The sequence below is a fragment of the Sulfitobacter delicatus genome (assembly GCF_900102535.1).
GTDB classification, from domain to species: Bacteria; Pseudomonadota; Alphaproteobacteria; order Rhodobacterales; family Rhodobacteraceae; genus Sulfitobacter; species Sulfitobacter delicatus.
This window is the reverse complement of sequence record NZ_FNBP01000009.1, coordinates 1-26,454: the sequence shown is the minus strand read 5'-3', so window position 1 is coordinate 26,454 and position 26,454 is coordinate 1. Positions and strand designations below refer to the sequence as shown.

At 58.5% G+C, this 26,454-nt stretch carries 32 protein-coding genes and 4 pseudogenes; 8 read left to right on the top strand and 28 right to left on the bottom strand.

Going from position 1 to position 26,454, the window contains the following annotated elements; all coding sequences use genetic code 11:
* Positions 1-202 precede the first annotated feature (202 nt).
* The 5 genes from yidC to BLS57_RS14435 are packed head-to-tail and all read left to right on the top strand — an operon-like array spanning position 203 to position 4,917.
* Positions 203-2,077 (top strand): membrane protein insertase YidC, encoded by a 1,875-nt coding sequence (yidC, locus tag BLS57_RS14455; RefSeq protein WP_093743424.1) that lies wholly within the window; start codon positions 203-205, stop codon positions 2,075-2,077.
* The gene (locus tag BLS57_RS14450; RefSeq protein WP_208597584.1) at positions 2,077-2,814 is read left to right on the top strand and encodes an MOSC domain-containing protein; all 738 of its coding nucleotides are present in this window, start codon (positions 2,077-2,079) and stop codon (positions 2,812-2,814) included. Before yidC ends, BLS57_RS14450 begins: the two co-directional genes overlap by 1 nt.
* Positions 2,814-3,464, top strand: a complete 651-nt coding sequence (gene yihA / locus BLS57_RS14445; RefSeq protein ID WP_093743422.1) for a ribosome biogenesis GTP-binding protein YihA/YsxC — start codon at positions 2,814-2,816, stop codon at positions 3,462-3,464. Before BLS57_RS14450 ends, yihA begins: the two co-directional genes overlap by 1 nt.
* A gap of 36 nt (positions 3,465-3,500) precedes the next feature.
* Positions 3,501-4,364, top strand: coding sequence for an acetylglutamate kinase (gene argB, locus BLS57_RS14440; RefSeq protein ID WP_208597579.1), 864 nt, complete (start codon positions 3,501-3,503; stop codon positions 4,362-4,364).
* A gap of 58 nt (positions 4,365-4,422) precedes the next feature.
* Positions 4,423-4,917: a SixA phosphatase family protein gene (locus BLS57_RS14435; protein ID WP_093743421.1), complete on the top strand. Its 495-nt coding sequence runs from the start codon at positions 4,423-4,425 to the stop codon at positions 4,915-4,917.
* A gap of 63 nt (positions 4,918-4,980) precedes the next feature.
* Here the strand turns inward: BLS57_RS14435 and BLS57_RS14430 are convergent, their stop codons facing one another.
* From BLS57_RS14430 to BLS57_RS14390, 9 genes and pseudogenes are all read right to left on the bottom strand, one after another.
* Positions 4,981-5,748 carry an amino acid ABC transporter ATP-binding protein gene (locus tag BLS57_RS14430; RefSeq protein ID WP_093743420.1) on the bottom strand — a complete coding sequence of 256 codons (768 nt, stop codon included), beginning with the start codon at positions 5,746-5,748 and terminating at the stop codon, positions 4,981-4,983.
* A 14-nt stretch (positions 5,749-5,762) separates the two neighbouring features.
* On the bottom strand, positions 5,763-7,061 hold the full coding sequence (locus tag BLS57_RS14425; RefSeq protein WP_093743419.1) for an amino acid ABC transporter permease: 1,299 nt from the start codon (positions 7,059-7,061) through the stop codon (positions 5,763-5,765).
* 3 nt (positions 7,062-7,064) lie between these two features.
* On the bottom strand, positions 7,065-8,279 hold the full coding sequence (locus BLS57_RS14420) for an amino acid ABC transporter permease (RefSeq protein WP_093743418.1): 1,215 nt from the start codon (positions 8,277-8,279) through the stop codon (positions 7,065-7,067).
* Between the two features lie 193 nt (positions 8,280-8,472).
* Positions 8,473-9,489, bottom strand: coding sequence for an amino acid ABC transporter substrate-binding protein (locus tag BLS57_RS14415; RefSeq protein WP_093743417.1), 1,017 nt, complete (start codon positions 9,487-9,489; stop codon positions 8,473-8,475).
* 195 nt (positions 9,490-9,684) lie between these two features.
* Entirely contained in the window at positions 9,685-10,398 is a 714-nt protein-coding gene (locus tag BLS57_RS14410; RefSeq protein WP_093743416.1) for an ATP12 family chaperone protein, read from the bottom strand.
* Positions 10,395-11,078, bottom strand: coding sequence for an HAD-IA family hydrolase (locus BLS57_RS14405; RefSeq protein ID WP_093743415.1), 684 nt, complete (start codon positions 11,076-11,078; stop codon positions 10,395-10,397). Before BLS57_RS14405 ends, BLS57_RS14410 begins: the two co-directional genes overlap by 4 nt.
* Positions 11,075-12,121 carry an RluA family pseudouridine synthase gene (locus tag BLS57_RS14400; protein WP_093743414.1) on the bottom strand — a complete coding sequence of 349 codons (1,047 nt, stop codon included), beginning with the start codon at positions 12,119-12,121 and terminating at the stop codon, positions 11,075-11,077. Before BLS57_RS14400 ends, BLS57_RS14405 begins: the two co-directional genes overlap by 4 nt.
* Positions 12,118-12,474, bottom strand: coding sequence for a fluoride efflux transporter FluC (locus tag BLS57_RS14395; RefSeq protein WP_139186652.1), 357 nt, complete (start codon positions 12,472-12,474; stop codon positions 12,118-12,120). Before BLS57_RS14395 ends, BLS57_RS14400 begins: the two co-directional genes overlap by 4 nt.
* Before the next feature lie 31 nt (positions 12,475-12,505).
* A pseudogene (locus BLS57_RS14390) lies at positions 12,506-13,066 on the bottom strand (AAA family ATPase); the annotation flags it as partial.
* A 705-nt stretch (positions 13,067-13,771) separates the two neighbouring features.
* Between BLS57_RS14390 and BLS57_RS14385 the strand changes: the two are divergent.
* The 3 genes and pseudogenes from BLS57_RS14385 to BLS57_RS19985 form a co-directional block, all read left to right on the top strand.
* Positions 13,772-14,020: pseudogene (locus tag BLS57_RS14385) on the top strand (integrase core domain-containing protein); the annotation flags it as partial.
* A gap of 507 nt (positions 14,021-14,527) precedes the next feature.
* On the top strand, positions 14,528-14,815 hold the full coding sequence (locus BLS57_RS14380) for a helix-turn-helix domain-containing protein (protein ID WP_317390561.1): 288 nt from the start codon (positions 14,528-14,530) through the stop codon (positions 14,813-14,815).
* A 114-nt stretch (positions 14,816-14,929) separates the two neighbouring features.
* A pseudogene (locus BLS57_RS19985) lies at positions 14,930-15,318 on the top strand (transposase); the annotation flags it as partial.
* A gap of 23 nt (positions 15,319-15,341) precedes the next feature.
* On the opposite strand, the pseudogene BLS57_RS19980 reads toward BLS57_RS19985, so the two are convergent.
* From BLS57_RS19980 to BLS57_RS14280, 19 genes and pseudogenes are all read right to left on the bottom strand, one after another.
* Positions 15,342-15,467, bottom strand: a pseudogene (locus BLS57_RS19980) (NAD-dependent epimerase/dehydratase family protein); the annotation flags it as partial.
* A 218-nt stretch (positions 15,468-15,685) separates the two neighbouring features.
* Positions 15,686-16,414, bottom strand: coding sequence for a cytochrome c biogenesis CcdA family protein (locus BLS57_RS14365; protein ID WP_093743410.1), 729 nt, complete (start codon positions 16,412-16,414; stop codon positions 15,686-15,688).
* A complete protein-coding gene (locus tag BLS57_RS14360; RefSeq protein ID WP_093743409.1) occupies positions 16,407-16,898 on the bottom strand; it encodes a hypothetical protein in 492 nt (163 codons plus the stop codon). The genes BLS57_RS14365 and BLS57_RS14360 overlap by 8 nt, the downstream gene beginning before the upstream one ends.
* Positions 16,886-17,524 (bottom strand): thioredoxin domain-containing protein, encoded by a 639-nt coding sequence (locus BLS57_RS14355; protein ID WP_093743408.1) that lies wholly within the window; start codon positions 17,522-17,524, stop codon positions 16,886-16,888. The genes BLS57_RS14360 and BLS57_RS14355 overlap by 13 nt, the downstream gene beginning before the upstream one ends.
* Positions 17,521-18,168, bottom strand: a complete 648-nt coding sequence (locus BLS57_RS14350; RefSeq protein WP_093743407.1) for an SCO family protein — start codon at positions 18,166-18,168, stop codon at positions 17,521-17,523. Before BLS57_RS14350 ends, BLS57_RS14355 begins: the two co-directional genes overlap by 4 nt.
* 54 nt (positions 18,169-18,222) lie before the next feature.
* Positions 18,223-18,522, bottom strand: coding sequence for a hypothetical protein (locus BLS57_RS14345; protein ID WP_093743406.1), 300 nt, complete (start codon positions 18,520-18,522; stop codon positions 18,223-18,225).
* Positions 18,523-18,546: 24 nt separating this feature from the next.
* Positions 18,547-18,813 (bottom strand): hypothetical protein, encoded by a 267-nt coding sequence (locus BLS57_RS14340; RefSeq protein WP_093743551.1) that lies wholly within the window; start codon positions 18,811-18,813, stop codon positions 18,547-18,549.
* 8 nt (positions 18,814-18,821) lie between these two features.
* Positions 18,822-19,337, bottom strand: coding sequence for a TlpA family protein disulfide reductase (locus tag BLS57_RS14335; RefSeq protein WP_093743405.1), 516 nt, complete (start codon positions 19,335-19,337; stop codon positions 18,822-18,824).
* Entirely contained in the window at positions 19,334-19,912 is a 579-nt protein-coding gene (locus BLS57_RS14330) for a DsbE family thiol:disulfide interchange protein (RefSeq protein WP_093743404.1), read from the bottom strand. Before BLS57_RS14330 ends, BLS57_RS14335 begins: the two co-directional genes overlap by 4 nt.
* Positions 19,909-20,385: a c-type cytochrome gene (locus tag BLS57_RS14325; RefSeq protein WP_093743403.1), complete on the bottom strand. Its 477-nt coding sequence runs from the start codon at positions 20,383-20,385 to the stop codon at positions 19,909-19,911. Before BLS57_RS14325 ends, BLS57_RS14330 begins: the two co-directional genes overlap by 4 nt.
* Positions 20,382-20,519, bottom strand: a complete 138-nt coding sequence (locus BLS57_RS19775; RefSeq protein WP_162931771.1) for a hypothetical protein — start codon at positions 20,517-20,519, stop codon at positions 20,382-20,384. The genes BLS57_RS14325 and BLS57_RS19775 overlap by 4 nt, the downstream gene beginning before the upstream one ends.
* A 16-nt stretch (positions 20,520-20,535) precedes the next feature.
* Positions 20,536-21,030, bottom strand: a complete 495-nt coding sequence (locus BLS57_RS14320) for a DUF411 domain-containing protein (RefSeq protein ID WP_093743402.1) — start codon at positions 21,028-21,030, stop codon at positions 20,536-20,538.
* A complete protein-coding gene (locus BLS57_RS14315; protein WP_244153696.1) occupies positions 21,027-21,974 on the bottom strand; it encodes a WD40/YVTN/BNR-like repeat-containing protein in 948 nt (315 codons plus the stop codon). The genes BLS57_RS14320 and BLS57_RS14315 overlap by 4 nt, the downstream gene beginning before the upstream one ends.
* Before the next feature lie 98 nt (positions 21,975-22,072).
* Entirely contained in the window at positions 22,073-22,501 is a 429-nt protein-coding gene (locus tag BLS57_RS14310; protein WP_208597578.1) for a hypothetical protein, read from the bottom strand.
* A gap of 54 nt (positions 22,502-22,555) precedes the next feature.
* A complete protein-coding gene (locus BLS57_RS14305; protein ID WP_093743401.1) occupies positions 22,556-23,503 on the bottom strand; it encodes a cation diffusion facilitator family transporter in 948 nt (315 codons plus the stop codon).
* A gap of 119 nt (positions 23,504-23,622) precedes the next feature.
* A complete protein-coding gene (locus tag BLS57_RS14300; RefSeq protein WP_093743400.1) occupies positions 23,623-24,057 on the bottom strand; it encodes a CBS domain-containing protein in 435 nt (144 codons plus the stop codon).
* 96 nt (positions 24,058-24,153) lie between these two features.
* Positions 24,154-24,621, bottom strand: coding sequence for a DUF411 domain-containing protein (locus BLS57_RS14295; protein ID WP_093743399.1), 468 nt, complete (start codon positions 24,619-24,621; stop codon positions 24,154-24,156).
* A gap of 154 nt (positions 24,622-24,775) precedes the next feature.
* Positions 24,776-25,375 (bottom strand): cation efflux transmembrane domain-containing protein, encoded by a 600-nt coding sequence (locus BLS57_RS14290; protein WP_093743398.1) that lies wholly within the window; start codon positions 25,373-25,375, stop codon positions 24,776-24,778.
* 437 nt (positions 25,376-25,812) lie between these two features.
* Complete coding sequence (locus tag BLS57_RS14280) at positions 25,813-26,241, bottom strand: MerR family transcriptional regulator (protein WP_067263750.1); 429 nt, start codon at positions 26,239-26,241, stop codon at positions 25,813-25,815.
* Positions 26,242-26,454: the final 213 nt, after the last annotated feature.

Below are 26,454 nucleotides of genomic sequence, written 5' to 3'. Positions count from 1 at the left end.
AAGAGCGCAGAGCAGCCTCCCTTCCCCGCTGCGCCAAGGCTCGTATCCGCAGGGCATAACGCCGCAGAAGGCGCCAAAACCCATGTGATAAAGGCAGAACCCAAGCAAAGCCGTCCCACTCGCGCCCCGATTCCGCTTGACCTTTGGCCCCTTACTCTGTTGAACCCCCCTTGATATTCAAAGACATCAGGTGGCTGTCCCCATGGACGAACAGAACAAGAATCTCATCCTTGCCACGGCGCTTAGCTTTGCCGTCATCCTCGTGTGGTTCCTCCTGTTCCCACCCCCGGAAGCCGATCCTGCATTGGAGCCTGGCACCGAGATCAGCCAAACTGAAGAGGGCACCACTGTGCCCGCCACACCGTCCGAAACCGCGGCCCCTAATACCGGGTCTGACGAAGGCGAAGGCGCCGCGCCTGCTGGCCGCCGCGCCGCTCTGGCAGACGCGCCCCGCGTGGCCATCGCCACCGACCGTCTGAGCGGCTCGATCTCCCTCATGGGTGGACGGATCGACGATCTGAAACTGAACGATTATCAAACCACCCTCGACGAAGACGCCGAAGTGGTCACTTTGCTCTCCCCTGAAGGGTCGAGCGACGCCTATTACGCCCTACACGGCTGGGCTGCGGGCTCCGGCCTTGCCCCCGATGCCGTGCCCGGTGTTGACACAATGTGGACCTTGAGCGAAGGCGAGACGCTGGGCGTCGACAGCCCGGTAACCCTGACATGGGACAACGGCGCCGGTCAGGTCTTTACCCGCACGATTTCGGTCGATGATGAATATATGTTCGACATCACCCAGAGCGTTTCCAACAACGGCGAAGCGCCCGTGAACCTTGCCCCCTTCGGCATGATTGCCCAGCACGGGCTGCCAGAAGACCTGAAAAGTTTCTTCATCCTGCATGAAGGCGCCGTGTCGATGGCCAATGGCGAATTGGCCGAGGTCGATTGGGACGACATCGCTGACGCCGAAGTCGACAGCACATGGGGCCGCCCCGCCGTGGTGACCGAAGGCGTCACCGAAGGTTGGGTCGGCTTTACCGATCACTACTGGCAGGCCGTGCTGATCCCCGACGCGGGCGAAGCCTTTGAGCAAGCCCTCACCTATGATCCCCGCGCCGACACCTACCGCGCCTTCACCCGCCAACCGACCCGCTCGGTTGCAGCTGGCGAAAGCGTTAGCAGTTCCAGCAAGTTCTTTGCCGGGGCCAAGGAATGGGAAACGCTGCAGAACTATCAATCCGCAGGCGTCGACAAGTTCATCGACAGCATCGACTGGGGCTGGTTCTTTTTCCTGACCAAGCCAATTTTCTGGCTGCTGCACAACCTCAACCAGCTGATCGGCAATATGGGTGTCGCAATCATCGGCCTTACGCTGCTGATCAAGGCCCTGCTCTTCCCGCTGGCCTATAAATCCTACGTCTCCATGGCACGGATGAAAGAGCTTCAGCCCGAGATGGAGAAGCTCAAGAAAGACGCCGGCGACGACCGTCAGAAGATGCAGCAGGGCATGATGGAGCTCTACAAGAAGAACAAGGTGAACCCCGCCGCGGGCTGTCTGCCGATCCTTCTGCAGATCCCGATCTTCTTCTCGCTCTACAAGGTGATCTTTGTCACCATCGAACTGCGCCATGCGCCCTTCTTTGGCCCGTTCCAAGACCTCAGCGCGCCGGACCCGACCTCGATCCTGAACCTCTGGGGCCTCTTGCCCTACGCCGCCCCCGAGCCGGGCTCGATGCTGGCGCTGGTCTTCATCGGTATTCTGCCGCTTCTCTTGGGTATCTCCATGTATTTGCAGCAGAAACTGAACCCGGCGCCCACCGATCCGACTCAGCAGATGATTTTTGCCTGGATGCCTTGGGTCTTCATGTTCATGTTGGGCGGCTTTGCCTCTGGCCTCGTGGTCTACTGGATCGCCAACAACACGATCACCTTTACCCAGCAGTATCTGATCATGCGCAGCCAAGGCTATAAGCCGGACCTTTGGGGCAACATCGCAGGCGGCTTCAAACGCACGCCCAAGGGTGATGCCGCCAATGCGGATGCCAAGCCCAAGCAGGGTAAGTCGAAAAAGTGATGCAGGTCACCGCGCTCAACCGGCACCCGCTCAAGGCCCATGGCCGCGAGACGGTTGAGCGCGTGGCCCTGCGCGCCGGGCAGTCGATGCCCTATGACAGGCTCTGGGCCGTAGCCCATGACGCCAGCAAGGCCGCGCCCGGGACATGGGCGCGGTGTTTGAATTTCACCCGGGGCGCGTCTTCGCCGCAGTTGCAAGCGATCACCGCCGAACTGGATGAGCAGACCGAAATGCTCACCCTGCGCCATCCCGACCAAGGCGAAATTACCTTTCACCCTGACCGCGACACCGCCGCCTTCCTTAACTGGGTGCGCCCGCTGGTTGCCGAGGGTCGTGCCGCCCCAGAGGGCATTCTGCGCCTCGATGGGCGCGGCTATACCGACAGCGCCGAGCCGACGCTCTCGCTCAACAGTCTGACCAGCCATGCCTCTGTCGAAGCGCTTTCTGGAAGCCCGCTGCAATGCGCCCGCTGGCGCGGCAACATCTGGTTTGACGGTGCTGCCCCTTGGGACGAGTTCGAATGGCTCGGCCGCGAGTTGAAAATCGGCACGGCGCGGTTCCATGTGTCCAAGCGCATCACCCGCTGCCTCGCCACCACCGTAAACACCGACACCGGCGCGCGCGACGTGGATACGCTTGCCGCGCTTGACCAATTGGGTCACCGAGATTTCGGTGTTACCCTGACCGTCACCACAGGCGGAGAGATTGCCGTGGGCGACGAACTGGAGCTGATCTGATGCAAATGAATTTCACCATCGCCGAAGAGCCCGACACACCGAGCGCCGAAAAGGGCCGCATGTTATTTGCGGGCGAGACCACATTCGTCAAAGGCGTGGTGGCGATGGATGGCCTGCCCGAGCCGGACCGCATGGAGGTCTGCTTTGCGGGCCGTTCCAACGTCGGCAAATCGACCCTGATCAACGCGCTGACGGGGATGAAGGCACTCGCGCGGGCCTCCAACACGCCGGGCCGGACGCAGGAGATTAACTTCTTCACCGCGGGCGAAGAGCACTACCTCGTCGACCTGCCGGGCTATGGCTATGCCAACGCCCCCCTGCCCGTTGTGGAAAAATGGCAGCGTTTGCTGAAGCAATACCTCTCGGGCCGCCAGACCCTGCGCCGGGCCTTTGTGCTGATCGACGCGCGCCACGGGGTCAAGAAGGTCGATGACGAGATCATGTCGCTTCTGGACAGTTCCGCCGTCACCTTTCAGGTCGTGCTGACCAAGGCCGACAAGGTGAAAGAGGCCGAGCGCGCCAAGATCCTTGAGCAGGTCAAAGAGGCGCTGAGCAAACACCCCGCCGCCTATCCCGAAATTGTCGTCACCTCTTCGGAAAAGGGCTGGGGCATTCCCACCCTGCGTGCCATCATCGCCACGCTGGTCTGACAGCCGCCGCTGATGCGGCCTCCCATGGGTCAAGAAATGAGAATGCAAGACATGAACCGCGACTGGATCGCCACCGCCCGTACCCTCAGCCAAGCTCTGCCTTTCCTGCAACGCTATGCCGATGCCACCGTGGTCATCAAGCTGGGCGGTCATGCGATGGGCAGCGATGAGGCGATGGACGAGTTTGCCCGCGACGTGGCGCTGATGCGGCAGGTTGGCGTACATCCAGTCATCGTCCATGGCGGCGGGCCGATGATCAACAAGATGCTGGCGCGGCTCGGGATCGAATCCGATTTTGTGAACGGCAAGCGGGTCACCGATGAAGCCACTATGGAGGTGGTCGAAATGGTGCTCTCGGGCCTCGTCAACGCGCGAATCGTGCAGGCGATCTCCGAGCAAGGCGGCCGCGCGGTAGGTGTCTCGGGCAAGGACAGCGGGCTGATTGTCTGCGACCCCGAAGACCCGGCTCTTGGCCTTGTCGGCAAGCCGACGGAGGTCAACCCACGCATCCTGCGCGACTTTGCAGACAAGGGCATCATCCCGGTAATCGCCCCTTTGGGCATGGGCCGGGACGGCGAGACCTATAACATCAACGGCGATACCGCAGCCGGTGCGATTGCCGCAGCCCTCGGCGCCGACCGCCTGTTGCTGCTCACCGACGTGGCGGGCGTCAAAGATGGCTCGGGCGAGGTGATCACCGACCTGACCGCAACCCAGATCAACGAGATGATCGCCGATGGCACGATTGCGGGCGGCATGATTCCCAAGGTGCAAACAGCCCTCGACGCGCTGGAAGGCGGCACACGGGCGGCAGTCATCCTTGACGGTCGTGCGCCGAATGCCTGCTTGCTGGAGCTCTTCACCGAACACGGCGCGGGCAGCATCATTCGCAAAGGTTAAGGCTTGCCCCCTGCCCCTGCTTCGCCCCTATGATGGGGTGAGCAGCGAAAGGACCTTTATGCGCCGCCTGATTTTAATGCGACATGCGAAATCTGACTGGTCCCAGGGCACCAGCGACCACGACCGCCCGCTGAACGCGCGCGGGCGGGCTGCGGCGGAGGCTCTTGGCAACTGGTTGCGCACGGAAGGGTTGGTGCCGGGTAGGGTGCTGTGTTCCACCGCCAGCCGTACGCGAGAGACTTGCACGCTCTTGAACCTACCGCCGAGCTGCGTCGTCGACCACCACCGACAGCTGTATTTAGCAGACCCTGACGAGATCATCGGAACCCTGCGCCAGCGCGCCGGGGGGCCGTCCGTGCTGCTCGTGGCCCATAATCCCGGCATCGCGTCAGCTGCGGCGAGCCTGCTGCAAGACCCACCCCTGCAAGATAGCTTTAACCGCTACCCCTCCGGCGCGACCACGGTCATGGATTTTGACATTGACGACTGGGCCGACCTGCAGTGGCACAGCGGGCGGCTGCGCGCCTTTACCGTACCGAAAGAACTAGTCTGAAACGCAAACGCCCCGACCAAATGGCCGGGGCGTTTTTCGTAACTTGTGCCGCCGTAGCGCGGTTCAGTGACCCAGAATCTGGCTCAGGAACAGTTGCGTCCGCGGGCTTTGCGGGTTGTTGAAGAAGGCTTCCGGCTCGTTCTGCTCAACGATCTGGCCTTCGTCCATAAAGATCACCCGGTTCGCCACCTGACGGGCAAAGCCCATCTCGTGCGTCACGCAAAGCATCGTCATGCCCTCTTCGGCAAGCTCGATCATCGTGTCGAGCACTTCTTTGATCATCTCAGGGTCAAGCGCCGATGTCGGCTCGTCAAACAGCATGATGCGTGGGCGCATGCAAAGCGAGCGGGCGATCGCCACACGCTGCTGCTGACCACCGGAAAGCTGACCGGGGTATTTGTTGGCCTGATCGGGGATCTTCACCTTTTCAAGGAAATGCATCGCCGTTTCTTCGGCTTCCTTCTTAGGCGTCTTGCGCACCCAGATCGGGGCCAGCGTGCAGTTCTCAAGGATCGTCAGATGCGGGAAGAGGTTGAAGTGCTGAAAGCACATGCCGACTTCGGAGCGAATCTTGTCGATATTCTTGAGGTCCGAGGAAAGCAGCGTGCCGTCGACTTCAATGCTGCCCTTCTGGTGCTCTTCCAAGGCGTTGATGCAGCGGATCAGCGTCGATTTACCCGAGCCCGAAGGCCCGCAGATCACGATGCGTTCGCCGCGGTGCACCGTCAGGTTGATGTCGCGCAGCACGTGAAACGCGCCATACCATTTGTTCATGTTGTTGATACGGATCGCGACTTCGTCGGATACCTGCATTTGTGCGGTCTCAGCCATGTGAGAACCCTCCCTTAACGATGGTCAGTCGCAAGACGGCGTTCCAGCCACTGCGAATATTGTGAAATGCCGTAGCAGACGATGAAGAACAGCACGGAAGCAAAGAGGAAAAGCTCCCAGTAGACGCCGTTCCAGTCGGTCGAGGCGAGGATCGGGCCGCGGATCATGCCGATGATGTCGAAAAGCGAGATCACCGAGACCAGCGTGGTGTCCTTGAACAGACCCACCGCGATGTTGACGATGCCCGGGATCGAGATCTTCAGCGCTTGCGGCAGGATGATCAGCCGCATCGCCTGTGCATAGTCGAGGCCGAGGCTGTCGGCGGCTTCATACTGGCCCTTTGGCAGGGCGGCGAGGCCACCCCGGATCACCTCGGCAATATAGGCCGAGGAGAACATGGTGATCATGATCACAACGCGGATGAAGAGATCGACGCCTGAGCCGGGCGGGAAGAAATAGGCCAGCATCACGTTCGCCACGAAGAGCAAAGTGATGAGCGGCACACCCCGAACGAATTCGATGAAGACCACGCAGATGCCTTTGACGATCGGCAAATGCGATTGGCGGCCAAGCGCCAGCGCAATGCCGATGGGCAGCGACAGTGACACACAGGTGATCCCCAGCATCATGTTGAGCATGAAGCCCCCGAGGTCACGGCTTGGCACCGCTTCGAGCAGCGGCGAAGCAGGCCGCAACGCGTCACCGATAAAGCCTCCAACATACCAAACGGCGATGGCGGCCAGCAAACCGGCGGCAAGCGCCTTGGCAAAGCTGTTATGCACCAAGCGGGCATAGACCATATAGCCCACGACCACACCAACCAGAGCAAAGAGCGGCCCCCAGATCGGCCCGCCCCAGATCAGCCAGAAGGCAAGGAAGGGGTAGATGCCTGTGAAGAGCAGCATCTTACGCGGCAGGTCGATAAAGAGCACGGGCGCCACCGCAAGGAACAGAAGCACCAGCGCCAGTGTCGGGCGCCAATATTGATCGCTGGGGTATTTGAAGCCGAAGAGCAACTGGTGCCAGCGCTCGGTCAGAACCGAGAAGCAGGCGCCTGTCGCCCCGTCGAGCACTTCGCGGCACTCGGACAGGCTGCTGGCACCCCACACACCATTTAACAGCCACGGCAGCGAACCGGCGAGCAGAAGATAGAGGAAGTAGAGGGCCACCACCGTCAGGAGCGCGTTGGCCCATGTTGGGAAGAGGTTGTCCTTTACCCATTTCAGCGGACCGCCAACCTTATCCGGCGGCGCGGCAGGTGGCAGCGAGGACTCGCGCACGAAGGCGATGGATTCGGCATGTGTATCAGACATGGCTCAGCGCTCCTTCAGCTTCGTTGCGTTGTTGTAGACGTTCATCACCATCGAAATTCCCAGTGAGATAACAAGGTAGAACAGCATCAAGAGGACGACGCATTCAATCGCGCGACCGGTCTGGTTCAGGGTGATCCCCCCCAGCGTCGCGGTGATGTCGGCATAGCCCACAAGGATCGCCAGCGAAGAGTTCTTGGTAATGTTCAGATAGTTGGAGATCAGCGGCGGGATGATCACGCGAAGCGCTTGCGGCAAAACCACAAGGTTCATGATCCGGCCCGAGCGCAGCCCCAGAGCAGCGGCGGCCTCGGTCTGGCCGCGGCTCACCGCCTGAATGCCCGCACGGACGTTCTCGGCAATGAAAGCCCCGGTGTAGATCGACAGAGCAAACCACAGCGCGATCAGCGGCGCACCGATCTGGATGCCACCTTGGAAGTTGAAGCCTTTCAAAGCGGGGTAGTCCAGCCCGATGGGCATGCCCAGAATGAAGAACATCACGATCGTCGGCACCAGCAGGATCGCCACAGACGGCCACAGCATCGGCAGCAGACGGCCCGTGTCATAAAGCAGTTTGGTTGCGTAGCGGCGGTAGGCAAAAACGCCGATCACAGAGGCTACGAAAGTGGCGACCACGATAAACGAGCCCGGCCCCATGACCGGCCCGGGGATATAGACCCCGCGGTTGGTAAAGGCGAAAGAGCCGAGCATCATGCTCGAGGCCGGATCATCGCCGCGGAAGGCGCTCGGCGCGGGCATGGCGGCGGTCATGATCGTATAGATGATCAGGATCCAGATCAGCACCGGGATGTTGCGGAAGATCTCGACGTAACCGGCCATCAGCTTGCGCACCAACCAGTTGTTGGACAGGCGCAGAACCCCGGCGATCACCCCAAAGATGGTGGCCGTGATACAGGCAAGGAAAGAGACCAGAAGCGTGTTTATGATCCCGACCCAAGCCGCCTGCAGGTTAGTTGACTGGCTGGTATAGGGGATCAGTGTTTGGTTGATGTCATAGCCGGCAGGGTTGCCAAGGAACTGGAACGAGATGTTCAGCCCGGCTGCCCGCAGGTTGGCAGCGAGGTTCGATCCCAGATACCAGATTGCCGTGAGCAGAAGCGCCAGCGCGATCACCTGAAAGGTAATCGACCGGTAACGGGTGTCGCTCAACAGCATAGATGGCCGGAACGACTCCTGTGGAGGGTCGGATATTGTGGTCATGTCTGTATCCCTGTGTTCCGGCCTTATTATTTTTGATGCCTTCGCAGCATCTTAGCCGAATCATTTTTTGGTCGTTGATCGGTTGGTTCGATCGTGGGTTTTTATTATCGTTTGGGGCTTCGTTCGTCGTCTCGGTTTTGTCTTGGTCAGAGGCACAAGGGGCGCAGGAATTCCTGCGCCCCTTGGCTAATATTTAGCGGAAGGGCGGTGCGTAGAGCAGGCCGCCGTCTGTCCACTGAGCGTTCAGGCCACGGGCCAGACCGATCGGTGTCTCTTCGCCAATGTTCTTGGCAAAGATTTCGCCGTAGTTGCCTTCGGCCATGATGGCGCGCTTGGCCCATTCGGCGTCGAGGCCAATCATCTCACCCAGCGTACCTTCGGTGCCCAACAGGCGAGCAACTTCGGGGTTGTTGGTGTTGCCAGCCATCTCTTCGATGTTGGCGGAGGTGATGCCCAGCTCCTCAGCTGCGATCAGTGCGTTCAGCACCCAGCGGGTGATGTCGCCCCAGTCGTTGTCGCCGTGACGGACCAGCGGGCCGAGCGGCTCTTTCGAGATGATCTCGGGCAGCAGCACGTGCTCATCGGGATTCTCGAAGGTTGCGCGTGTCGCGGCGAGGCCGGAAGCGTCTGTTGTGTAGGTGTCGCAGGCACCGGCAAGGTACTGCTGCTGGCCTTCGGCGTTGGTTTCAACCGGAACGGGCTCGTAGCTGATGTTGTTCTTGCGGAAGAAGTCCGCGAGGTTCAGCTCGGTTGTTGTACCGGTCTGGATGCAGACGGTCGCGCCGTCGAGATCCTTGGCCGAGGAGACGCCAAGCGCCTTGGGCACCATGAAGCCCTGACCATCGTAGTAGTTCACGCCGATGAAATCGAATTTCAGGTCGGTGTCACGGCTGAAGGTCCATGTGGTGTTCCGTGCGAGGAAGTCGATCTCGCCCGATGCCAGCGCGGTGAAGCGGGTCTTGCCGGTTGTCGGCACGAATTCCACGGCGTTCTTGTCGTTCAGAACAGCGGCGGCAACGGCACGGCAGACGGCCACGTCGAAACCTTCCCATTCGCCATTGGCGTTGGGGGCAGCGAAGCCGGCCAGGCCGGTGGTCACGCCACAGTTCAGCTTGCCACGTGCTTTAACGTCGTCAAGCGTCGCGGCGCCAGCAGCGCCGGCAGCAAGACCAGCAACGGTCAGCGCGCCAAAAATTACGGTTTTTTTCATTTTTACCTCTTCCTGATAGTCCGCCAAGTTCACTGGCGGTTAATCCGGCATCAAAGACGCCGGCGGCGATCTTGCGCAGGGTTGCCCCTGCTCAATGAAAAACAGTGTGGGCGGATTCAGCTTTGAAGGTCAAGTGCGCGTTGGGCAAAATTTGGGCGCTAACATCTAGGATGCCGCGAGGGTATCATTTGAACGCTAAGCCGCCCGACAAAGTACGATCATTGCGCAGGCGTGCAAAAAGGCTTGCCGTTTGATCTCGGCTTCGGCCTCGGCAATGTCATCGCGGCCCCATTGCTCCGCCTGCCAAGTCTCGTCCAAACGCGACAGGGTCCAGATGTCTTCGGGCGCGTGGGATTGCTCAAGCGCGGCAAAGCCCAGCACCAGCGAGCCGGTCAGGCTCACGAGGTCATGAAAGGCTGCCAGTTCGAACGCGTCGAGCGCCGCAGTACGGCGGTACAGTTCCGCCAGCGCCTGAGGGTCTTGCGGCGCGTGCATGATACCGCGGCGGGGCGCTAGCTTTGCGCCGAGATGCGCCGCAGCCCAGTCGAGCATCGGATCCCACAGCGCGTCTTGACGGGCCACCAATTCCTCTGGGCTTTCCGCGCGGTAGCAGAGCAGGTCGCTGTCGCCATAGGCGGCCAGCATTTCGACGACCTCATCTTTTTGCACCGCAACCTTATCGATCGCAGCATTGGCTGTTTTGGTCACCGGCATGGTGCGCGGGTCGATTTGTTTCTCCTGCGCCTGCCATTCGGCAGCGACAGCCTCGGCCATCGCGCGGGTCGGCAAGGTCAGGGGACGTTTCGCAGGTGTCTTCACGCGGCGGCCATCCAGTTCGACGGTAAAGCCACCTTCGACCTCAACCACCGCTGCGTCTTTCCAAAAGCGTTTGGCTTTCCAGTCACTCATGCAGGAATGCTCCAGATCTGTTCTAGCAGGGTCGGCAACGCGGCATAGTCATCGACCAGATGCGTCGCTGCGACCAACTTGTCGGCGCTATGATAGCCCCATTTCACGCCGATCCCGGTCACGCCGGCGGCGGCGGCCATATCCATATCGAAAGAGGTATCGCCGATCATCACAGTCGCCTCCGGCTCAACGCCTGCGTCCGCCATCGCTTGATGGATCATCGACGGATGCGGCTTCGAGGGATGAAAATCTGCCACCTGCTGGGTGACGAACAGCCCCTCCAGCCCATGCCCGGCAATCAGCTTATCGAGCCCGCGCTTTGACTTGCCGGTGGCCACGCCGAGCAGCACTTCTGGCTCTGCGTGCAACTGGCGCAAGGTGTCGAGCGCACCGGGATAGAGCGGCGAAGACTGTGCCACACCCGCCTCGGCCCGCAGCGCCATATAGGCGTCCTTATAGGCCTCCACCATACGCAGGTGATCCCCAGCCGAACGGGTCGGTGCCAAGAACGTCATCGCCACATCCAGCGAGAGGCCAACAATCGACAGGACCTCAGAGCGCGACGGCACAGGCGCGTCGACGGCCGCAAAAGCCGCCGTCATCGCCGCGACGATATCGCCCTGACTGTCGACCAACGTGCCATCGACATCAAAGATCACCAGCCGCAAAGGTCGGCTCATTGCAGCGCCTCGAAAGGGTCCTCATCCGCCAGATCTTCGGTCCAGCCAAAGGTGTCCCAGCTATGCGCCATATGCTCGGGCAGCTCAGCGGTGATGGTGACGGTCTTGCGGGTATGGGGATGCTCAAAACGCATCATCCGCGCGTGCAGGTGCAGCTTTTTCGAGATGATCCCGCCCAGTTGCGCGCCCCAGCCATCGCCAAGATTTTCCTGCCCCGAGCCGCCGTATTTGCCATCGCCAACAATCGGATGCCCGATCTCGGCCATATGCGCGCGCAGCTGGTGGGTGCGGCCCGTAACCGGCTCCATCGCCACCCAAGAGGCGCGCGAGCCGACGCGGAAGAGCGTGGCGTAAAGCGTGTGCGCCCGCTTCGCTCCGGGCGTCGCGTCCATGTCACGCGGATGCACGGCGATCATTTTCTCGCCCTCACCGCTGCGTCCGTGGCCGCCGGCTTTAACGAGGCCATATTTGATCTCGCCCAAGTACGGCGTCGGCACACCAGCCACGATGGCCCAGTAAATCTTGCGCGTCTCGCGGTGGCGCATGGCCGCCGTCAGCGCCTTGGCCGCCAAACGGGTCCGCGCCAGCAGCAGCACGCCAGAGGTGTCCCGGTCCAACCGGTGCACCAGACGCGGCTTTTCCTCGGCATCAAAGATCAGCGCCTCGGACAGCGCATCGACATGGCGATCCGCCTGCCCCGAGCCGCCCTGCACCGCCAAGCCCGGCGGCTTGTTCAACGCAATCACATGATCATCGCGGTAGATCACGCAGTTGCGGATCATCTTGGCATCGGCATCGGTGATCCGCGTCCGCTTAGGCGGCGGCGGGGGCGCGCTATCGGGCAGCGGCGGCACGCGCACCTCTTGGCCCGCTTCCAGCCTTGTGTTGGCCTTCACCCGGCCCCCATCGACGCGAATTTCACCCTTGCGGCACATCTTTTCGATGAGCCCCTGATTGATCTGCGGAAACATCCGCTTGAACCAACGATCCAGCCGTTGGTCGCCATCGCCCACGGCGACGGTAATGGTTTGTACGCGGCTCATGCCAACACCTCTCGGGCCACCCAGAGGCCCAGCAAACAGGCGGCCAGCGACAAGATCACCGAGGCCCCCACATATGAAAATGCGACCCCTGCCCGGCCCGCTTCGAGCAGCCGCAGGGTATCGAGTGAAAACGCCGAAAAGGTCGTGAAACCGCCCAGCAATCCCGTCATCAGAAAGGGCAGCAGCAGGGTCGATTTTTCCGCCAGCAGCACCCAGACCATTCCGATGGCCAAAGAGCCTACGACATTGACCGCCAAAGTGCCCAAAGGAAAGCCGACCGCGAGACCAACAAGGAACCGCAGGCTCGCGCCCAGAGCGCCGCCGAGGGCCACCATGATCAGTGTTTTCATCATCGACACCCCATCGCGTGCGGTGCCGCCAAAGTCAAGTTTTCCGCTTGGCGCGCAGCCCCGCGAAGTAATCCTGTCGCTTTTTCAACTCGCGCTCGAACCCGCGCTCAACCGGCTCGTAGAGACTGGGACGTTCCATCGTGTCGGGAAAGTAGTTTTGCCCCGAAAACCCGTCCTCGGCGTCATGGTCATAGGCGTAGCCGCTGCCGTAGCCTTGGTCCTTCATCAGCTTGGTCGGCGCGTTAAGGATATGCTTCGGCGGTGGCTCTGACCCGGTGCTGCGCGCCAGCTTGCGCGCGCCTTTATAGGCTTTGTAGACGGCGTTCGACTTGGGCGCGAGGCAGATGTAGGTCAGCGCCTGCGCGATGGCCAATTCGCCCTCGGGACTGCCAAGCCGCTCATAGGTCTCCCAAGCTTGCAGACAAAAGGCCTGCGCCTGCGGATCGGCGAGGCCTACATCCTCCACGGCCATGCGGGTGATCCGCCGCATCAGATAGCGCGGGTCTTCGCCGCCCTCTAACATCCGCCCCAGCCAATAGAGCGCCGCATCCGGATCCGAGCCGCGCATGGATTTATGCAGCGCCGAGATCGTATTTAACTTGTTTTTCTACCCGGTGAGTGAGTGAGCGAGTAAATTTTCTTTATAATCAGGTAGATCGGCGCGTTCTGAAACTGCAACCTTAACAGTATTCTCCATGGGTATATTTTTTTTCTTCCCAATCGCAACCTATCGGCGAGCGTCCAGATCGTCACCTAATAGGTGATACAGAGTTTTCCACCCAGAATCTCGGGCTCACAAGATTGAAAGGTGTGTCTGTTTGCAGATTTCTCAGATCGGGTCGGTTCGGTGCGCAGCCGTTGCGCCGCAGTAATAGTGTGTCGGCCATGTCGATTTGTATGTGGTGATTCCACAGATGTACCGACAACCAGTCGAGTAACACGATTTTGCTCACGTGTGATGTGGGCTGACCTACTGGGCCTTCCCGGCAAACCGCAGCTCTTGTTGCGGGCGTAGCTGGCGGGATTTATGGCTAAGCGGTCGAAATCTTCCAGCGTGTTCATGATCGATATGCGGCGGCGGCGCTACTTGCCGGGAGTGCTGATCAGAACCTCATGTCGATGGCGACCAACACGGTTGACAAGGGTAGCATAGATAGCCGCCATTGCCGGTCTCCTCAGCGGTGTGGTTATGCAAAACCACTGTTGAGACCTGAGACCCGGTTATGGCTAGCCGCTGCGCAATTTGAGGGTTGCGGAAGCTGCTAGAACCTCTCAGCGGCGCTTCTTCCCTACGTGCTATGGAACGGAGCTAACATCGAACACCATCTTGCAATGGCAGGAGGAGCGATGCGTCGAATTGCACTACATCGCCCCCGGAAAACCTATGCAGAACGGCTTCGTGGAAAGCTTCAATGGCCGTCTGCGGGACGAATGCCTCAGCGAGCATTTGTTCGCCGACCTGCGCCAAGCCCGGGACCTGCTCTCTGCCTGGCGCGAGGACTACAATCCCCATCGCCCACACACGAGCCTCGACGGGCTCATTCCGTGAGAGCATCACCAACGGTTAGTAAAAGACCCAGACCTGAACAGAGCTAACTCAAAATAGCGGACTAAGGGGAGCAGGTCAGCGAAAAGCCCTTATGGCATGAGATTTTCCTTATTGTGATACCAATCAAACCCGCTTGCTCCGCCTCCGAGAGGAGTGCCCGCGTACATGCACCAACGATCAGAGCTGACCTTGCCGTACTCCTTTAGATAGGTAGCATAAACGTACGCCATTTCGTGATCTACGTCGGTTGCAAAAAAAGCCTTTAACTTGCGTCTCCCGCGCTCTGTTAGAAACGCACGCCCTCCATCAGGTTCGGCAGATAGCTTGCACTTGATAACTATGAGCCGCCGCTTTTTCGCAACGCCAGCTTGCTCTTTAGAAAGCCAACCATACCAAACGAGTAAAAAGGGCAGAACAAGATCATTGCTTAGACCGAGGGCAGAAAGTTGGCCATTTATTGGGGACACGAATCACTCCTATTTTGGGAGTGCCTGACTAACCAACGTATTGCACCCTGTCGAGCACGATTGGAGCAAAACATTGGCAGGCGCCGCGCACACGGAGACATACTTGGTTTTCCGCAAAAAATTGATCGAAAGCCGGAAGGCTGCAGCACTTTCACAAGCTGAGCTTGCGAAAATGCTAGGAAAGCCTCCTTCTTACGTAGCCAAGTATGAGTTGGGAGAACGTCGTTTAGATGTGGTCGAGTTGTGCGTCATACTGAAATGTATTGGGACCAATCCTTGTCGGTTTCTCCAATCTATTTTTGAAGTCGCACCAACGTCTTTACGCTAGCGTAACGCTTCGATCGTTAAGCGTCCGCTGCCTGACACCAGCACCCCGGGGGACAGATTTTAGAATTTGAACGACGGAGTGTTTTTGGTTCATCGTAGCTTTTAAGGAGCGAAGATGAACAAGAAGCCCGGAACATCGAAAGACGCAGCAAACAAGCTGGTCAAGAACTTCCGCCGTAAGACCGCCAGACCTACTCGGCGGAGGAGATAATCAGAATTGTTTTAGCCGGATTGCGCGGGGAGGAAAGCATCTCGGCGTTATGTCGCCGCAAGGGCATCTCTGACAGCCTGTACTGCACTTGGTCGAAGGAATTCCTTGAGACTGGAAATCGTCGTCTTTCCGGCGAGACAGCGCGTCAGGCGACATCCCTGAGGTGAAGGAGTTGAGATCGGAAGCCATGGCTCTGAAAGAATGCGCGGCCGACCTAACACTCGAGAACCGTCTGCTCAAAAAAGCATGACAGGGGCTGGGCAGTTCGAGGAATGAGGTATCCAGCAAAGCAGATACATTCGGCCTGATGCGGGGGATGAGGCGGTGAATGGCGGTCCAGTCCAACGACACGGTATTTTTCGTGCAATCGTTTGACGACCGCCGCCCCGAGGTAGCCGCTTGAACCGGTGACGACGATGACTGGCTTGTCGGACTCCTTCATTGCCAGTCTCCTGCTTTACTTGCGTAGATATTTAACCAGAGCTGCGATCACCAAAATGAGGATCACGATGATCAAAAGCCAGCCGATCCCCATCCCAAACATCATCCCGCCGCCCATCATATCACCGTCCATCATCTCTTTTCCCTATCTATTGCTGGTCGAAACTAACCCTATAAGAGGACAATCACTTTCCAGCCCTGGAAGGTTCCAAATAAAGTTCAGCCGATCCGCCCCAGCATCGGGAAGGTTTCCAAGAGCCACCATGAGAAAGCACTGAGCTGTCCGGTCATCATAGTGAGCCCCATAACGACCATAATCCCCCCCGCCACCTGATGGAGCCGTCGCCCGACAGAGCCGATGGCACGCAGACGGGCCGCAACCTGCTCCGTAAAAGCCGCAACGATGAGGAATGGCACGCCAAGGCCGGCTGAGTAGACAGCCAACAATCCGATCCCTTCTGATACTGTGGCGCTGGCAGCACTTGCTGTCAGGATCGCACCCAGGATCGGTCCGATACATGGGGTCCAACCAAAGCCGAAAGCAAGCCCCAGAACGTAGGATGCCACCGGCTGCCCGCCGGGAAGGTCAATGTCGAAACGCATGTCACGTTCCATGGCCTGAATGCGGGCGGCCCCGAGCATGAACAGCCCAAAAAGGATTACGATTGCGCCGCCAATCAGGTTTAACTCGAACCGCCAACGCAGCAGCACTTGCCCCAGAGCCGTTGCCGAAGCCCCGAGTCCTATGAAAATCGTCGAAAACCCCACTACGAAGCAGAAGCTTAACCAAACCGCTTGTTTGCGGCTGCGATGCGCCCCAGTAACCCCAGTTCGTCCCGCGATATAGGAGACATAGCCGGGCACCAAAGGTAAGACGCAAGGTGACACAAAGGAGATTATCCCGGCGAGCAAAGCCGCTATGAGCCCGAGAGAGGAGACATCAAGCATCAGGCACGTCTACCTTGCGGGAGGAATGCCTAACCGCGCCGAAGTAGGCCGCGAGAGGAACGAAGATCCATTGCAACATGGGGGTTAGCCCGGCGTCGATGATCGGAATGACCGGCATGATCTCGCGGTAGGCCCATGCTTCGCGCACTTCGATATTTAGCCATTCGCTGAAAACCGTGTAGCCAAGCCCCATCACCATCATTGCGCCTAAAACAGGATATACCCGCCTTTGCGGCCAAGAGCCGGTGCCAAAGAAGAACAGGGCAAGCAATATGCTGCTCATGGCGATCAGTAGATCGCCTCCGGTGCAATGCACGGCAGCAAAGATAATCTCACCCCACGTTCCCTCAACCCAGATGGTATAAAGTGGAATATGTGCGGCCTCCCAAATAAGATGCCCCAGGAAGGTGATTACGGCAAAACGCCGAAGTGCGGAAAGCCAATGGGGTCCCGTGATCGTGCTGTAAGATTTCATAAGAACCATCCAGTCATTCGCTGCCAGAAGCTGGGTTCAGCATGAGGATGGGTGTTGGTCAGCACATTGATATAGAGCAAGAGGTTAAGCGGCTCAAAATCAGCGCCGTGAAAAATGCCGACCTGCTGGCCTGCGCGGTTCAGCAGATGGACCTGAGGGGTTAGGTCTTTCCGTTCGCTTACCCCAGCGAGAGCAGCGTTTGGATGACTAAGTTTTTCAGGGTCTGGCGTCCGCGCGAATATCCTGTTCTGCGTAGCGGGACCGCTTTGCGGCTCGTCGCTAAGGGTAACAAAGACCACCATATCGCGCATCGCGCTGGAGTTGAGCGCAGTGAGCGTTTCGGTGAGCGTAGCTTGTTGTGCCTCACAAGGATCGCCACAACCTTCGGGCACAAAGCTCAGAACCACGATCTTTCCCCTCAAAGCATTGAGGGATGTGCTTTCATGCGCCGCCCCTATCCAAGCGAGGTCTGGTGCGTCGCCGGGCAAGATCGGTTCGAAGGCGGCTTCCTTGGCAGCCATCACCTGATTAAGGTTCTCACCCGGATGATCGGCAAAAACCGGTGAGGCCAAAAGTAGGCTGGCAACAAGTAAGAGGGCGCTGCGCCATGTGATGGGGGTGTATTTTTGGGTCATTGGGTCCGTTTCTCTTTCGCGATACGCATGGAGATTTGTTCGGCCATCTCCTCAGCTGGTTGCGCGCTTTCAAGAAAAACAGCGTCAAACTCACCCTTGCGGTTCATCAGGTAAATATGGCCGGCGTGGGCCATCATGTATCCGTGGGGCGCCGTTTCTGCGGGAATTTTCTCGTTGTAAACCTTGAAGGCCTCGGTCGCCTCGGCGATTTGGTCCTCGCTTCCGGTCAACCCGATCAGATTCGGGTGAAAATTCGCGACATACTCCTTCAGAACCGAAGGCGTATCGCGCTCTGGATCGACCGTCACGAAGAGCGGAGCAATCTCATCAGCTTCAGGGCCCAGCAGTTCCAGCACGTTACCCATATATGCCAAGGTGGTTGGACAGATATCTGGGCAGTGGGTGAAGCCAAAAAACACAAGCTGCCAGCGGCCTGCGTAGTCCTTTTGGCTAACGACCTGACCGTTGTGGTCGAGCAACGAGAATTCTGAACGGATGTCAGCGTCGCCGCGATAGACCGCTTGGCCGGCAGGAACGTGGTCCGGGCGCAGCAGGGCAAGGCCCGCAACAAGCACGGCGGCAGCGATAGCACTCGCCCACAGGGCAATGCTTAGCCGACGACGGGCCGGCGTAATCTTAGTCATGATACTTCTTTCAATAGAATGATCCGCCCGCCAGTCAGACGGGCGGACCGAGGTTCAGCCCTTTTGATCTTCGCCATGCGCAGAATTCATGTGGTCGGTCATGGACTGCATCATCTCTGTGCAGGCTTCCATCATCGGCCCCATATCAGACATCATTTTCATCATGGGCATCATGTCTTCCATACCCTTCATGCCTTCCATGTTTTTCATGCCGGACATCTCGCCGTTCATGCTGTGACCTTCGGCCATCGGCATATCGCCCGCTTCTGGTTTTGCATCTTGTGCCTGAGCGATGGGAGCGGCCAACATCATGCCGGTCAGGGCAGCAGCGGTGATTTTCATTTTGTAAGTCATGTCAGTTCCTTCTTGGGTTGAGAATTAGTCTGTCGTGGTGTCCGGCTTGGTTGTCGGATCGTTTTTGGCGCAGCCGGCAGAGCCGCCGCGCATGCAAAGCCCCAGAGCGCACATAGCGGCACAAGGAGCGAGGCTAAGGATCAAAGGTGCCGCACCAACAGCAGTCAGCCAGTCCCAGTTGAGCGCAGCGCCGCCACTGATAGCGGCAAAGCCAGTCAGCATGAGGGTCTGTCGCCGCGAAGGCACGGGGATCGCACTTGCTGACCTATCGTTGTTTGAAATTTGGGTCACTGTTGGGTTCATCCTTTTGAAACGACGTGCTTGATTTGAGAGATTACCGCCGGGCTGTCCCAATCGGCCGGTCCCACTTTGCGGGCGACTTCGCGGCCTTCGGCGCTAACAAGAAGTGTCGTCGGTAAGCCGACCACGCCAAGAGCCATCATCGCCCTCAATTGATCCGAGGCGTAGAGAGCAAGATGCTGAATGCCGATGTCGGAATAGAATGCGCGGACGGTGTCGAAACCACCCCGGTCGATCGACAAGGCGAGCACATGAAACTCTGGCCCGCCAAGCTTTGCCTGTAGTCTGTCGAGGGTTGGCATCTCATCACGACAAGGGGCGCACCATGTCGCCCAGATGTTAAGCAACACCGTGCGTCCCCGGAAATCTGCCAAAGTCAGGTCCCGGCCCCTCCCGTCGGTGATCGGCGGCGAGAGCATTGGTAAGGGCGCGTTGTGCTCGGCCATGACCGGACGCGCCGCAGCCGGCGTGGCCCCGAGCGCCAGTGCGCCGCCAAGAAAACCGCGCCGCTTCATGCCCCCTGCTCCTGTTGCAAACGCCGCACCACTGGAAGAATATCGTTTTCCAGAGAGTGCCGGTTGAAGGGGCCAACATGTTTGTAAGCAATGCGCCCTTTTGAATCGATCACAAAGGTTTCCGGCACTCCGTAAACGCCCCAGTCAATAGAGGCCCGGCCAGAGCTATCCGCACCGATCCGGTCATAGGGATCGCCGAGTTCTGCGAGAAACCTGCGTGCAGCGGCTGGCTTGTCCTTTAGATTGATGCCGTGGATTGACACGCTGCCGGTCTGAGAAAGCTCCACCAGCAGCGGCATCTCGACCCGGCATGGCACGCACCAGGAGGCCCAGACATTTACGAGTGAAACTTCGCCGCGGAGATCTGATGTCGACAAGCCGTTTTCGCGTCCTTCGATTGGAGGCAAATCAAACTCTGGGATGTCCCGGCCGATCATGGTGCTCGGAAGGCTGTCTTCATTGTTAAACAGTCCCCATAGGAAAGCCGCCGCGATGGCCGCGAAGACCGCCGCAGGAAGCGCGGCGATCAGAAGGGACCATCGCCACTTGGGCGCAGCTTGATCCTGGTTGCTCATGATCCTTCCTCGTTCTTCGAGGTGATCTCGGCCTGATAATTGCGTTCACGCTCGGGCCATGTGCTCTTGATATAGCCAAGGATCGCTGTGATTTCCGCGTCACTCAGAATGCCCTCGAACACGGGCATGTCGCTTTCATAACCCGGCACGACCGAGGCCAGCCCGTTCTTGGTAATGTCGAAAAGCTGCTGATCGGCATGGTGCCATGTATGGCCCGTTTCATCATGCGGCGGCGCGGGCATGCGACCATTGTCGAGCCGCCTGCGCCAGTCCGGTTGGCCCTCGAGGTCTGCGCCGTGGCAGGAGGCACAGTTCTCCGCATAGAGGTCAGCGCCCTGATCGAGCATTTCCGCATCCACAGGCACGCCAAGCACGGTGAGCGCCGGGGGGGCGTCTTCCTTCCCCCCGGCCCAGACAGCAACCGCAGCGGCGCCCGTGATGCCAACCACAGCGGCTACGATCAACGCTCTCATGCCGAGCGCCTCAGGTATTTGACCAGAGCCAACACGCCCAGAACCAGCACCGCCAGCACCAAAAGGAACAACAGGCCGCAGCCGATCATCATTCCGGCCGACATCGGCCCATTCATCATAGATCCGTTCATCATTTCCATCATTCCATCCTCACTCATTTGAATACACGGCCACGCCGTCCTCGCCGAAGGCATAGGTCTTGAGGGTGCCACTCTTGCCCGCCATGCCGGGTGCGTTGCTGGGCATACCCGGCAGCGTAATGCCGGTGATCTCGGGGCGTTCAGACGTTAGGCGTTGAATGACCTCCACAGGGACCAGACCACTGATGTAATAGCCATCGACCTCAGCGAGGTGGCAACCGAGCCCCTGTTCTGGCACGCCAACTTCGACAGAACGCTTGTCAAAATCGCGGTCGTCAATGCGGGTGACATGATAACCGTTTTCTTCTGCATAATCGGCATAGGCGTCACAGCAGCCACAGGACGGATCGCGCCAAATGGTCATCTGGCGGTCAGCCGGAACGGTGATCGCAGCGGTATCCGTGTCAGGCGCTCTGTCGCTTTCGGCCATGCCGAAGGTGGCAAAACCAATGATGCCGGCGGCTGTGATTGCGGCAACCGTGCCGAGGGTGAATTTACTGTTCAATTTTTGTCTCCTTCAAAGATGTCGAGAGTGTCGAACGTCAGGCCGCCATCGCGGCTGACAGAAAGATTGCCGTCGCGAACGACGGTCAGACGCTGAGGATCGGCAGGATCGACAGCCAGTGCGTCGATTTTTCCATCAGCAACCAGCGACCAATTCACCCCTGCGTCTGCCGAAGTCCAAAGGCCACTGTCGAGGCCCACGTAGAGTTGCTCCGGTGCTTTGGGCGAGAGCGCGAGATGTGGGACAGGCTGCCCTACAGGCAGCGGTGTCGTGGGCGGCAGCGCTTTACCCTCGACCAGAGCATCCATGGCATTACCCGCCGTCACATCCTGCCAGCGACAAAAGCAATCGGGCACGCGGGTTAGTCCTGCCTCAGTTCCGGCATATAGCCAGATGCCGCCCATGCCAGTCGGATTTCCCACAGAAACGAGCGTGAGCACCTCCTGCTCGGCTCCGTTCAGATAGGGCCGGTCCATCACGAACTCCCAGCTTTCCCCGGCGTCTTCGCTGCGCCAGAGCCCGTCACCCGCAAGCGCAGCATAGGCCAAACCTGGCTCAAGGGCCGCTTGGGTCAGAGCAGTAACCCGGACTGGAGGCAAACCTGCACCTGCGTTGGTCCACGTGCGCCCGCCGTCGCGGCTGCGCAAGAGACCGGTTGGCTCGACCGCCGCAAAGAGACTGCCCGAAGCCTCGGGGTGGCTGGCGATCGCGGTGACTGTGTGATCAAGTGGCCGTTCGCTTATTTGATTTGCGGTGGAGACGCGCCAGAGAGCATGCTCAGACGCGACGATCAATGAGTTGCCGTCGTATCCGAGGGCCCGGATCGAAGCCCCCTGAGTGGTTGCATATGACACATGAGGTAGGGTCAGCGCCGCACCCATGGCAGCGAGTCCGCTGGACAGCATGCGTCTACGCGAAATATCGCGCGATTGATAAAGTGACATGAAGGTCGTTCCCGAAAGTGACGGATAGGGTCGATCGCTTTGCTGCCGCTTGGCAGCAGACAACGCGAGACCGGGCCGTCACCCTTCGGTGCGGCCGGTCAACTCAGGAAGGTGGTTCTTGGTGGGAAAGGATCAGACCCGGGATTAAGCCCGGCAAGGCTGAGATCCGCTGGCGCAGGCATGAAGAAGCGCTGAACGCTCTCTATGGATGACTGATGCATCTGCGAATAAACAAATACGGGAGCTGTGCAATCTATGTCGCAGACAACCTCGCTTTGCTCCCCTGGCAAACAAGCTGCGCAGGCTTCGCCCTGATCACTTGTCGAGGATACGGTCATGCCGGACATCTCTATCGACATATTCGCCGCCGCCAGATCATGCGCCAACGCACCCGTTAGGAGAACGAGTGATAGGCAGAACGTGGCAAGGCGAAGCAAAATGCGCATGATGGTGATATAGGAGCACGTTGTTGAAATGTCGATCCTTGGTCGAAAAAGGAAAGCGGAAGAATGGCGGAATGCGCTCATATGGGCGGGACGTTGCTCAAGGCGGCGCGCAGCCTTCGCGAGTTCGGCTGCCGCTCAATCTGTGCCGGTTCCTTCGCCTTTACTCTTTCGCCGATCCGCATGACCGAACAGTGATGCATTCTCATGCGCATTGCCGAGGGTTTCAAACTCAAGGCTTGAATGGGTGATGCCAAAGTCGTCTGCCAATATTCCTTTGAGGGTATCTTTTGCAGACTCAAGGTCCTCGAGACCTGTTCCCTCCAAAACCACATGACAATCGAGTGCGACCTCATGTTCCTGCATTTGCCATAGGTGAACGTGATGCACATCGCGCACACCCTCGACGTTCGTCATCGCTTCAACCACCGCACCCGCATCCATGTCAGGCGGGCTGCCCAGCATCAGCATACGTATAGGATCGCCGATCTCAGTTAGAGCGAGGTATAGGATATAAAGGGCAATGCCGATGGTGATGGCCGGATCAACCCACCGAAGATCGTAAAGGATGATCAGGATGCCGCCGATGATTACGGCAACTGAAGCCAAAGCATCCGATAAATTGTGCAGGAACAGCGCTCTGATGTTCACGCTGCCCTTTTGCATTGAGTAGGTCAGCAGCGCCGTAAGAGTGTCGACTACAAGCGCGACCCCGCCCAAAATCACGACAGTCCAACCCGCCACTTGCGGCGGGTCAATCATGCGCATCCCGCCTTCATAGATCAGGTAAAGCCCGACAAGGATAAGCGTGGTGTAGTTGATCAGGGCGGCAACGACTTCGATCCGGCCATAGCCGAAGGTCATGCGTTCATCCGCTGGACGTCGCGCGATTTTTCGGGCGACAAAGGCGATGACCAATGAGGCCATGTCAGAAAAGTTATGCAGCGCATCAGCAATAAGCGCCAACGAACCGGCGAAAATCCCGCCAACGATCTGTGCCGCCGTAAGCAGCGCGTTCGCCCAAATCGCAATGGATACCCTGCGGTCACCACTCTCGGGATCTATATGAGCGTGATCGTGAGCCATCGGCCGCGCCTCTTTCTGTTAGTTCGATCAGAACGCGGTCCTACACCGCGTTCTGATCATTTCCATTGGCAAAAAACTGAAAGCCCTTATCCGGATGAACCGTTGGGCTCATTACGTTGTCAGCAGCAGCCCGATTTCTTCTTGGGTTGCGAAACTTCTTCCACCAACTCTGCGGTCTCCGCTTCACCGGCCTCCCGGGCGACATCCGCTTGGGCGACGACGCCACAGCATTTACCGCTTTCGTCGGTGACCACGCTACGCAGAACCTGTTTTTCTTCCATCTTGTTGCAACAGCTCTCAACGTCGTCGTCAGCAGAGACTGTCAGAAGGTCGTTCGACATGACTTCTGAAACCGGTGTTTCAACCGTCTTGCGCTGCGCAACGGCACCACAGCAGATATCGCGGTCCGTCACGATGCCAACGGGCTCACCGGCGTCATTGAGCACCGGAATGGAGCCGACAGACTTTTCAGCCATAAGGGCAGCGGCTTCCTGAATCGAAGTATCGGGGTCGCAGCAGGTGGGATTGCTCGTCATGATGTCCTGAACTTGCATGATCTTGCTCCTTGCTTTGGTTGACACAGTGCAAACCAAAAGATGGACACTGAGGTTCCTGTCACCATACTTTGCAGCAAGTTTCAGCGCAGTGCCCTATGCAGCGTCGTAATGCGAAAACACTTTTGTGCTGCCGTCCCTAAAGATTAGAAAGACCTCATAGGCTTCGCGTTCATCTTCTGACCCCATACCTGGTGAGCCATAGGGCATCCCCGGCACGGCAAGGCCGATGGCATCTGGACGCTCGGCCAGCAGTTTGCGGATGTCGGCGGGCGGAACGTGACCTTCGATCATATAGCCTTCAATCTCGCCGGTGTGACACGAGGTCATGTTCTGCGGGATGCCGCTGTCCAACTTGTGCCGGATCAACAGCGTCCCAAAGCTGCGTTCAGTTGTTACGGCAAAACCGTTTTTTTCCAAGATGTCGATCCAAGCCGAACAGCACCCGCAATTGGGATCTTTCATCACGTGGATGGTAGGCTTTTCTTCAGCCCAAACTGCGAATGGCGCAGCGACGAATGAGCTCGCGGAACAGGCCAGAAGGCGGCGGCGTGTGAGGGTCATGTGAAATCCTTCCAAGGTTTTTCCTAAATCGGACAGGATAAGAGCGAATTACAGTCGTTCGCTTGATCAGATAGACAGCGTAGAAAGGCCAGAAGAAAAACAATCACAGCGCGCTAAACTGTCATTACCCCTCCGGTCAAGCCCACGTCCCTACCTAATCGTCATGGCAAACAGCCTTATGATGTTCACCATGTGCGTCTTTCAGTATTCCGACACCGCCCCAAGCAGCAATGCCAGCAACAATAACGCCAACAATAAGGTCGGGCCAATTCGCTCCAAGCCAAGCCACGAGTAAGCCTGCGGCAACAATGCCGAGATTGGCGGCGAAATCGTTCCAGCTGAATGTGTTCGCCGCGCGGATGTTCACATCTGGATCGCGAATACGTGCCAACAGCCAAACGCAGAGCGCGTTAATGCCCGCCGCGACCAGTGCCATGATGATCATGATTATGCCAAGAGGATCCGATCCGCCAACGTAGCGACGCCAAGCATCATAAAGGATGCCGACGGCGAAAAGGATCAGCAGGCCGCCCGAAACATTCGCCGCTCCACGCTTCCACTTCGCGGATCGGGACAAGGCAAAGAGACTGATCCCGTAGACAAAACTATCTGATAAATTGTCGAGACCATTGGCGATAAGGGCGGTTGAATCGCCAAATGCGCCCGAGATAAAGAAGGCGATAGCCAACCCGATGTTCAGCCCCAGAACGATCCAGAGTGTGCGTCTTTCCGATGCATTCTTCTGCTCTACCATGCGCTATTCTTAATCCCAGAACTTGCAGAATTGCAAACTCAAACGACGAGCTATTATTCCGGAGTTCTTTCGTCTTTCTGGAATGAATCAAAGTAAGTTGAACCAGATTTCGCTTGAGCCGAACGGGCCCATTTCTTAGTATTCATGCGGTGCGGCTGTTGCCCCTAGCAAACAAATAACGGTCCCGAGCAGTTCCCGGCTGTCAGGCCTACTTTTGCCCACCACATCCACACAACCGAGGCCGCTATATGGACGCCACCATAAGCTGTAAATGTGTGTCCCGCGGCGACAGCTTCCACCTGCGCCTAGAGCCATCCGAACAAGGCTAGGACAGCAGCAGTGCCAGGCGAAACCCAAAGTGCCAACAGGCCTAGATAGCGAAACACCCTGCGATTTCGGCAAGCGCCGCGATCGGATAGACAAACGCAACGGGCATCTTAGCCGCCGATCTCTTCATGGTTTGTCAGGCATTCGGAGTGGTCTCTCAACACCTCTAACACACGGCAGTCAGCGGTCTGCCCGCCACTGCACTCATGCACCATACGTTTCAATTCCGTGCGCAGCGCCTCCAGGCGAGCCAGTCGATGCTCAACTTGCTTAAGCTGCCGGCGGGCAATCGCATCGGCCTCCGCGCAAGATTTTCCCGGGTGATCGCTGAGGTCGAGCAGTTCGCGGATCGCATCCAACGAGAACCCCAGTTGCCGCGCGTGCCGGACGAACGACAGGCGGTCAAGCTCGGCATCACCATATCGTCGCTGGCCGCCTTCAGTTCTGCCGGGTTCTGGCATGAGCCCGATCTGCTCATAATACCGGACTGTCTGCACTTTTGTACCGGTCTTTTTTGCAAGCGTCCCAATGGTCAACATTTCAGGCTCTCCACATTAGCTACAGAGGGTGTAGCTTTAAGTGGCAGACATCACAAGATTCACCACCTCCTCACAGGTCCGTGATTGCCAGCCAATTAGCGACAATCGCGCTTGAACCTACAGCTGCTAGAAGTTGTAGACACCTCCAAAATATAGAATCAAGTTCGGGCGTAGCGGTGTGAGGCTTCCAGGTTTTCAGAAGGTATCGAAGGT